This window comes from Bacillus sp. LR_5 (assembly GCF_042709275.1).
This window is the reverse complement of sequence record NZ_JAVAXX010000326.1, coordinates 1-6592: the sequence shown is the minus strand read 5'-3', so window position 1 is coordinate 6592 and position 6592 is coordinate 1. Positions and strand designations below refer to the sequence as shown.

The 6592-nt window shown below is 43.6% G+C and carries 4 protein-coding genes; 1 reads left to right on the top strand and 3 read right to left on the bottom strand.

The window, feature by feature from the left end:
* Positions 1 to 89 precede the first annotated feature (89 nt).
* The 3 genes from RAC86_RS33460 to gutB all read right to left on the bottom strand — a co-directional run bounded on the left by RAC86_RS33460 (position 90) and on the right by gutB (position 3665).
* Positions 90 to 1052 (bottom strand): carbohydrate kinase family protein, encoded by a 963-nt coding sequence (locus RAC86_RS33460; RefSeq protein WP_072565856.1) that lies wholly within the window; start codon positions 1050 to 1052, stop codon positions 90 to 92.
* Between the two features lie 101 nt (positions 1053 to 1153).
* Positions 1154 to 2530 carry an MFS transporter gene (locus tag RAC86_RS33455; protein ID WP_072565855.1) on the bottom strand — a complete coding sequence of 459 codons (1377 nt, stop codon included), beginning with the start codon at positions 2528 to 2530 and terminating at the stop codon, positions 1154 to 1156.
* Positions 2531 to 2603: 73 nt separating this feature from the next.
* Complete coding sequence (gene gutB, locus RAC86_RS33450; RefSeq protein WP_072565854.1) at positions 2604 to 3665, bottom strand: sorbitol dehydrogenase; 1062 nt, start codon at positions 3663 to 3665, stop codon at positions 2604 to 2606.
* A 203-nt stretch (positions 3666 to 3868) separates the two neighbouring features.
* Between gutB and RAC86_RS33445 the strand changes: the two genes are divergently transcribed.
* Positions 3869 to 6376 (top strand): NB-ARC domain-containing protein, encoded by a 2508-nt coding sequence (locus tag RAC86_RS33445; RefSeq protein ID WP_072565853.1) that lies wholly within the window; start codon positions 3869 to 3871, stop codon positions 6374 to 6376.
* The last annotated feature ends 216 nt before the right edge of the window (positions 6377 to 6592 follow it).

Below are 6592 nucleotides of genomic sequence, written 5' to 3'. Positions count from 1 at the left end.
ACATAACTTTTTACCTGCAAAATAAAAAAATAAATATAAAAAAGGATGCCTCCCAAAAGTCCAAAGACTTTCAAGAAACATCCTCATCTTTATAGAGAAACTTCAATCTCTTCCATGCTGGGCAGTGCATCAATCGCTCCAATTTTAGTGCACACAAGGGCTCCCACCTTATTGGCAAATGACACAATCTCACGCAGCTTCGCAAAATCAGCATCTACAGATTGAATGTGATCCGAGTTTGCCAATTGATATAAAGCCGCACCGACAAAAGCATCTCCCGCCCCTGTTGAGTCAATTGATGTAACCGGAATGCTTGGAATGATTTCATGATCTTTTCCATTCGAAAGAAGAGTTCCGCTTTTCCCAAGTGTCACAGCAACCATTTTCGCTCCGATCTCATGAAGGATCGCAACGCCCTTTTCATGATCCTTCACACCGCTGATAATCTCAAGCTCCTCGTCACTGACTTTCACAAAATCGCTTACAGCAATCGCTTTTTTTGCGATACTAACAAACTCTGAAACCCTTCCCTTCCATAAATCTTCACGATAGTTAGGGTCGAACGAAATAAACTGTCCATTGTCTTTCGCAATCGACATAAGCCGTAAATAGGCTGAGCAAAACGGATCTGATAACAGTGCCGTTGCAGAGCCGAAATGAAGAATTTTCGCTTCGTTTAGTTTTTCCTGGTCAATGTCCTCCAGCGTAAACAAAGCGTCCGCGCCTCTATTAAAAACAAAGTCACGCTCTCCATTTTGTTTTAATGAAACAAAAGCAAGCGTTGTAGGCGCTTTCTCATCCATGACCAGCATAGAGGTATCGACGTGTACAGCGTCCAATGTTTGCTTTAGAAAATACCCAAACGGATCCTTGCCCACTTTTCCGCTGAAAGCAGCTTGTCCGCCCAGCTTGGCAATGGCTGCTGACACATTCGCCGGTGCACCGCCGGCACTTTTTAAGAAATGGCGCCCTTCCATTAAATCAACGTCAACATCAGTACAAAAGAAATCAATTAACAATTCTCCAATACAAACTACAGAATGACTACGCATATTATCACACTCATTTATAAAGTCTAGATTACAGTCTCAGTATATTACTTTCTGCCATAAATACAACTGTTTACATTGAATATTAAAAATTTTACATATATTTATCTCGCAGACCTTTGCTCTAGCTCAGAGATGATGTGTTTATATCTTTTTTCCGTTAAAGGATAGAAGGCGATGAGAATAATAGAAAGCAAAATGAAAAATCCCGGAATCAAAGCATTCATGTTTTTAATCGCATTCAATGACGCAACTGTCTGGTCTGCATTCGCCACATACCCGGCGATTCCTAAATAAATGGCCGAAAATGATCCGGCTAACGCCACACCCAGCTTATTAATAAAGCTCATGCTCGAAATCACCACACCATCCGCGCGAATTCCCGTTTTCCATTCCGCATAATCGACACAATCCGCAACCATTCCCCAAGCAAGCGTATTTAAAGGCGTTGTGAAAAATCCCGATGCAAAAAGCCAAATGAAAATGAGTGTTATCGAAGAATACGGCGTAAAATGCAGGCCAGCATAAGAAATAAGCGATAGAGCTGCCGTGATCATCATAACTTGTTTTCTGCCCCACTTCTCAGAAAAGTAAGGAATAAACAAATTGCTGATCAGCGCTGCTCCAAAAAATAAAACAGTTCCCAAAAACACAAATTCCTTATGATTTACGTTATACGTAAAATAGTACACCATCGTACTGAGCTTAATATTAAACCCGATCGCAAAAGCCAAAAATGATGAAACTAACATAAGCAAAGGTTTGTTTCGGATTAAAACGGATAACGTCTTTTTGATCCCTTGTTTTTTTCTCTTTTTAGGATGAATCCGCTCCCGTACAGTAAAGAAACTAAATAGATTCAAAACGATGCTGACCGCCGCATAGATGAGCGCTGTCATCTGAAATCCAAACGCCTGATCCTCTCCTCCAATAGCAGTTGCAAGCGGTGTCGCACAGGAAATAGATAAAAGGATGCCGATATACACCAAAATCATCCGTGTTGTTGTCAGAACCGTTCGTTCCTCCACAGAATTCGTCATCCGCCCCGTTAAGCTGTTCACCGGAATCGTTTGCATACTAAAGGACATCCCCAGCAGAATATAGGTGATGTACGCATATACCATATTCCCCGTCTCACCGAAATGAGGTGTCGTGAAACATAAAACCGTAAAAAGCGCAAAAGGAAATGCCACCCACAACAGATATGGCCTTGCCTTTCCCCATCTTGTGTTCGTTTTGTCTAAAATCAATCCCATGATCGGGTCAAAAATAGCATCCAGCACCCGCACAACAAGAAACAACGTTGCGATCACCGCAGGCTGAATGCCGCCGACGTCTGTATAATAGAATAATAGGTATGCGTTTACAAACTGAAAGACAATATTATATGACATATCGCCGAATCCATATCCGATTCGCTCAAACCAGGACAGACCGTGATGCTTCGCCTTCAATGTCGTTGCTTTTTCTGTTTCAATCATTATTTCCCACCCCAAGAATCCGTTTTCATTTCCAGTAAACAAGAGGGAGAATACAAAGATCCTCCCTGTTCACTCAGCGATTTGGATACACCATCACTTTTAAACATTCATTCTTAAATTGAAGCGCCCGCTCCATCGCCTCTTGCGTCTGCTCCAGTGAATATTGGTCCGTTACAAGATGCTTCGTGTCTACAATGCCTGAAGCGAGAAATTCGATTCCCTTTGGGTACGTATTGGCATAACGGAAGATCCCGTAGATATCAATCTCATTATCCGCAATAAACGGCACATTGAGCGGGATCTCGTTCTGTGAAGGCAAACCGACAATCGCCAGTTTCCCGCCCCGGCGCACAGAAGCAAGTGCAGATTGCACTGCCGTTGGATTCCCCGCTGTTTCCCAAGCAACATCAACGCCTCTATCATTCGTGATCGTTTTAATTTCTTCAAGCGCGTCCTGTTCACGGATATTGATGACATGAGTCGCTCCCATTTTTTTCGCGGCTTCTAACCGCAGCGGCTCTAAGTCGGTCACGATAATTGTGCCTGCCCCAAATGCTTTAGCTGCCGCAACAGCCATTAACCCAACAGGGCCCATCCCCATAATCGCAATTGTTGATCCGGGCTGTAGCTTCGTTCTCGCCGCTGCATGAATGCCGACAGAAAACGGCTCGATCAAAGCAGCATCTTCATAGGAAAGTGAATCGGGGATCAAAAAAACAAAGTCCTGTCGCATTTTGATATATTGGACAAACGCGCCATCTACTGGCGGTGTAGCCAAAAACTGCACATCCAGACAAAGATTATAGCGCCCTTCCTTGCACGCCTCACAGCGTCCGCACGTGACGCCCGGCTCTACAGCAACACGGTCTCCCACCTTGAATTGATCGACAGCTAATCCGACAGCAGCAATTTCTCCCGCACATTCATGGCCAAGGATAAATGGTTTTTCCACAACATAGTTGCCTATTCTGCCATTTGTATAGTAATGCAGATCCGATCCGCAAATTCCGACAGCCATCACCTTAATCAACACTTCATCATGATTGATGTCAGGCACAGGCAATGTTTCAATTTTGATCTCTCTTGTGTTGTGCATAACAGCCGCTTTCATGTTCTGAGGTACTGTGTGAGTCATTTGGCAAATTCCTTTCTTTAGAAAATAAAATGTAAGTGCATACATTTTTGTTTTCTCTGTTACTGCCCCTATTTTATCTGCTTTGCAACACGTTCAACAGCCTTTCCTGCTGTATAAAAGGACAGCCGCACTGTACTTTACTATTTTCTCATATACAAAAAACGCTGGATTGATAAAATAGTACTAATAGGAGGTGCAGGCTTATGGCTGAACTTGAAAACCGAAAACAATTTGCACAACTGCTGGCACCTGGCGTCAAAACGCTAAAACTTCATCCTGATTATAAAGTCAGAAGGAAAAAGAACGAAAAAACAGGACAGTCTTATATAGATAAAATCGCACTCCAGCTGGGGGTTTCCTCTAACACGATCAAAAGCTGGATCGGACAGATGGGGGCAAACTATATTCCCGGGAGAATCGACGACGGAAAACTGTTCGGAATGATCTGGATCATTCTCGAAAAGACCGACTTGGATATCGAGTGGTTGACCGATCTGCTGGAAACCACCACTATCCCTGTCATCCAGCCCGCATTGCCTGTATGGGCAGCGTCTTGTTTAAAAAAAGCGAAAACACGGCGAAAAGACGGATCATTCGGGGCTCCAAGTGAAGATGAAATTGAAAATGTAGTAAAACGGCTGTTTCATGACAGACCCGGCCATGAAACGAATACGCTTACAGAACAGCCTATCACGCATAACCTACCGTCACGCTGGTCCGGAAGCTTTATCGGACGCAGCTTTGATATGGAAGCGATACGGCAATGGATGCTTTCTCCGTCACCAGTCTGTTTAATCACCGGCTGGGCCGGCATGGGTAAAACCACAATCGCTCTTGAAGCCGCCTATTCCTGTGTCGACGATACTTCAGATTGGCCGGCATTCAACAGCATTATCTGGGTCAGCGCCGATTGGAAAGGCTTAAGCTTTAGCGATTTTTTAAATACGATCGCCTATCAGCTCGGACGCGCTGAACAAATCGATAAATCAATCAATGAAAAACGGTTCGTCGTCCGCAATGCGTTAGCCAATTACACTAGAGAAAAACCAGTACTGCTGATTGTTGACAGCATCGATACCGCAGAACGTGAGATTCACGAATTTATCACCAGCCTTCCGCAAGGCGTAAAAATTCTCCTCACTGCACGGGAAAACGTAAAGCAAACCTATCGAGAAAGCTTTGGAGAAATGGCGGCCATTCAGCTGAGCGGCCTTGACCAAACAGATGCCCTTGAATTTTTTCAGCAAGAAGTGCACCGCTGCTTACAAACATGCAACCTCCCATATAAGCGGGAAAAGCTGGAGCAGCTGTTACATCTATCGTCTGAACTGAAGTACGAATTCATTTCAGCGACTGCCGGAAACCCGAAAGCCATGGCACTCAGCATCGCCTATATGTCAGATGATGACATACCCGCTCAGCAGCTGATTCATGAACTTGGAAAAGCGGGCTACTCTCTGCTGGAATTGTTTGAGTTCCTCTTTGGCCGCACATGGGACAGATGCAACGAAGATACACGAAAGCTATGGCAGACGCTTTGCTTTTTCAGCAAGCCGCCTGATGAAAAAAGTCTGGCGGCAGCAGCCGGATTAGACGCTCGCCGTTTTCATTACGCAATTGAACAAATGCGATCTTTTGCTCTGATTCAGCCGGAACGAAGCGAAGGAAGAACACAGTACTTAGCGCATCAAACCGTTGTCGCATACGGAGAACAGCACTTGTCCGAACATCATGAATATGAAAAAGAAGCCCACAGCCGCTGGGCGCACTATTATATTGATTACGCCGAAACCCATTTAAAGCGGGAACAGCCAAACTCCATCTATTGGAGCTATTTGTTGGGACGAAATTTAGATCAAATGAAACAAGAATGGCCAAACATCTTAAAGGTCATCAAATGGGCGAGCGAAACCGGACAAAAAGAAATCCTAATCGAACTCATCACCCGCATCAGCCATTTTCTAAGCAGAATCAACCTGCCCCTGCGAATCGAATACGGATGCAAAGCCGCCGATGCCGCCCACCAATTAGGCAAACACACACGAGAAGCGTACTTCCGAATCGACACAGCAGGCTGGGCACTGATGGAAGTCAATGATTTAGACGGAGCACTTCAGCAAATAGAATCCGGACTGAAGATTCTGGAACAATCAGACGCTCATGATGCCCATGATCTAAAGGTTTGGGGACACGCACTCAAAGCAAGGCTGTTTTTAAAAGCCGGGCAACAGGAAAAAGCAGAGACCATTTTAAACGAAATCGAAAATCAACCAATTTCCCCTACCATTCAACACAGAGTTCTATTGGTTCGCGGTGACTTAAGCTTTGCGAGAGGTCATGATGAAGAAGCCATTCAATTATACGAAACGGCAAATGAAATCAGCTCCACGTACGGCGGCGAAAAAACGATAGAAGCCTATTTCAATTTAGGTGTGGCTTACGTGAAGTGTGACCAGTTTGAGAAAGCGGAAAAAGCCTTTGAGCAGATGCTCTATGACAAACATAACGCGAATCAGGTTGAATTGATCTATTATGATTATGGGATGGCGCAGTTGTTATATCGTAAAGGAGAGAAAACGAAGGCGAAGGAAGCTAATCAGAGGGCGATTCGTTTGATTGATTCGTGGGAGCCTGCGATTGGGATTCGGGGAGAGGTTGAACGATTTGCAAAAGAAATTAAGAAAACACTTATTGTTAGTATTGTAAGATAAATATTATAAAGTAATTTTGCAACTTGCATATATAATCAGTAATAAAAAGCTATAGACCTTATCCCATAAAAATAAAATTATTTTTATGGGATAAGACGTCTGAAGATTAAAGTATTGAAACATTAAACAAGTCGATGTAATGTAATGAATTGAAAGTAATCAGTATTGTTTATTAGAATAATAGTAAAGATAAGCATCTTCAATAGATTTGCTTTT

Bases quoted from the DNA above. Each gene is read 5' to 3' on its own strand.
- RAC86_RS33445 (WP_072565853.1), top strand. From the start codon at position 3,869: ATGGCTGAACTTGAAAACCGAAAACAATTTGCACAACTGCTGGCACCT.
- RAC86_RS33460 (WP_072565856.1), bottom strand. From the start codon at position 1,052: ATGCGTAGTCATTCTGTAGTTTGTATTGGAGAATTGTTAATTGATTTC.
- RAC86_RS33455 (WP_072565855.1), bottom strand. From the start codon at position 2,530: ATGATTGAAACAGAAAAAGCAACGACATTGAAGGCGAAGCATCACGGT.
- gutB (WP_072565854.1), bottom strand. From the start codon at position 3,665: ATGACTCACACAGTACCTCAGAACATGAAAGCGGCTGTTATGCACAAC.